This window comes from Streptomyces sp. NPDC059564 (genome assembly GCF_042735575.1).
Taxonomy (GTDB): Bacteria; Actinomycetota; Actinomycetes; order Streptomycetales; family Streptomycetaceae; genus Streptomyces.
On sequence record NZ_JBHWBP010000593.1, the window covers coordinates 1 to 2652 of the forward strand.

1 protein-coding gene is annotated in these 2652 nt (G+C 70.1%); it reads left to right on the forward strand.

The genetic code is table 11. The features are described from left to right. The first annotated feature begins 79 nt into the window (after window positions 1–79). Window positions 80–2503, forward strand: a complete 2424-nt coding sequence (locus ACFV0Q_RS40650; RefSeq protein ID WP_385013025.1) for a RelA/SpoT family protein — start codon at window positions 80–82, stop codon at window positions 2501–2503. The last annotated feature ends 149 nt before the right edge of the window (window positions 2504–2652 follow it).

The window sequence follows — 2652 nt, forward strand, 5'->3', positions numbered from 1 at the left end:
ACCATGGGTTATCCGGACCTGACCGGGGCTCCGGATCCTCCCCCGGACTCCGTCCGGGGGGACCCCCTGAGGAGCGCTCTTGCCAGACGAGGTCCAGCCACTCTCCGCCGCGCAGCCCGACCCGCAGGCCGACCCGGCCGCGGCGGCCGCGGCCACGCCCCCGCCGGCCCCGCCGGTCAAGCCCGCTCCGGCGAAGCAGGCGGGGTCCTCCAACCGGGTGCGCGCCCGGCTGGCACGCCTCGGCGTGCAGCGTTCCAACCCGTACAACCCGGTACTGGAACCCCTGCTCCGTATAGTCCGCAGCAACGACCCGAAGATCGAGACGGCGACGCTGCGCCAGATCGAGCAGGCCTACCAGGTCGCCGAGCGCTGGCACCGCGGTCAGAAGCGCAAGAGCGGCGACCCGTACATCACCCACCCGCTCGCGGTGACCACGATCCTCGCCGAGCTCGGGATGGACCCCGCCACCCTCATGGCGGGGCTGCTGCACGACACCGTCGAGGACACCGAGTACGGCCTGGAGCAGCTCCGGCGCGACTTCGGCGACGCCGTGGCCCTCCTCGTCGACGGCGTCACCAAGCTCGACCGGGTCAAGTTCGGTGAGGCCGCGCAGGCCGAGACCGTGCGCAAGATGGTCGTCGCGATGGCCAAGGACCCCCGGGTCCTGGTCATCAAGCTCGCCGACCGCCTGCACAACATGCGCACGATGCGGTACCTGAAGCGGGAGAAGCAGGAGAAGAAGGCCCGCGAGACCCTCGAGATCTACGCGCCGCTGGCCCACCGCCTCGGCATGAACACGATCAAGTGGGAGCTGGAGGACCTCGCCTTCGCGATCCTCTACCCCAAGATGTACGACGAGATCGTGCGGCTGGTCGCCGAAAGAGCGCCCAAGCGCGACGAGTACCTGGCCGTCGTCACCGACGAGGTGCAGACGGACCTCAGAGCCGCCCGCATCAAGGCCACGGTCACCGGCCGGCCGAAGCACTACTACAGCGTCTACCAGAAGATGATCGTCCGCGGCCGTGACTTCGCGGAGATCTACGACCTGGTGGGCATCCGCGTCCTCGTCGACACGGTCCGGGACTGCTACGCGGCCCTCGGCACCGTGCACGCGCGCTGGAACCCGGTCCCCGGCCGGTTCAAGGACTACATCGCGATGCCCAAGTTCAACATGTACCAGTCGCTGCACACGACGGTCATCGGGCCCAGCGGCAAGCCGGTCGAACTCCAGATCCGCACCTTCGACATGCACCGCCGCGCCGAGTACGGCATCGCCGCCCACTGGAAGTACAAGCAGCAGACCGTGGCGGGCACCTCCAAGGTGCGCACCGACGTCCCGCAGGCCGCCAAGGGCAGCGCCGGCCAGGACACCGTCAACGACATGGCCTGGCTGCGCCAGCTCCTGGACTGGCAGAAGGAGACGGAGGACCCGGGCGAGTTCCTCGACTCGCTGCGCTTCGACCTCTCCCGCAACGAGGTCTTCGTCTTCACCCCCAAGGGCGACGTCATCGCGCTGCCCGCGGGCGCGACCTCCGTGGACTTCGCGTACGCGGTCCACACCGAGGTCGGCCACCGCACGATAGGGGCACGGGTCAACGGGCGGCTCGTGCCGCTCGAATCGACCCTCGACAACGGCGACCTGGTCGAGGTGTTCACCTCCAAGGCCGAGGGCGCGGGTCCGTCGCGCGACTGGCTCGGCTTCGTCAAGTCCCCGCGGGCCCGCAACAAGATCCGCGCCTGGTTCTCCAAGGAGCGCCGCGACGAGGCCATCGAGCACGGCAAGGACGCCATCGCGCGGGCCATGCGCAAGCAGAACCTGCCGATCCAGCGCATCCTGACGGGCGACTCCCTCGTCACCCTCGCGCACGAGATGCGCTACCCCGACATCTCCTCCCTGTACGCGGCGATCGGCGAGGGCCACGTGGCCGCGCAGGGCGTCGTGCAGAAGCTGGTGCAGGCCCTCGGCGGCGAGGAAGCGGCCAACGAGGACATCGAGGAGAGCATCCCGCCGGCCCGCGGGCGCAGCAAGCGCCGCGGCAGCGCCGATCCGGGCGTGGTGGTCAAGGGCGTCGACGACGTCTGGGTCAAGCTGGCCCGCTGCTGCACCCCGGTGCCGGGCGACCCCATCATCGGCTTCGTCACGCGCGGCAGTGGCGTATCGGTTCACCGGGCCGACTGCGTCAACGTGGACTCGCTCTCCCAGCAGCCCGAGCGGATGCTGGAGGTCGAGTGGGCGCCCACCCAGTCCTCCGTCTTCCTGGTCGCCATCCAGGTGGAGGCGCTGGACCGGTCCCGGCTGCTGTCGGACGTCACCCGGGTCCTGTCGGACCAGCACGTGAACATCCTCTCGGCGGCCGTGCAGACCTCCCGCGACCGGGTGGCCACCTCCCGGTTCACCTTCGAGATGGGCGACCCGAAGCACCTGGGGCACGTCCTGAAGGCCGTACGGGGCGTCGAGGGCGTCTACGACGTCTACCGCGTGACCTCGGCCCGCAGGCCGTAGGACGGGCGGGACCGGGGGGACCGGCCCGGATACGACATGACGGTGGGCGCCACCCCGCGGGGGGTGCGCCCACCCGCCAGGGCGCGGGCGGCTGCCGGTCGCTTATACACAACAGAAGCTGCCGACCACATAGGTCGTGTAGATCACGG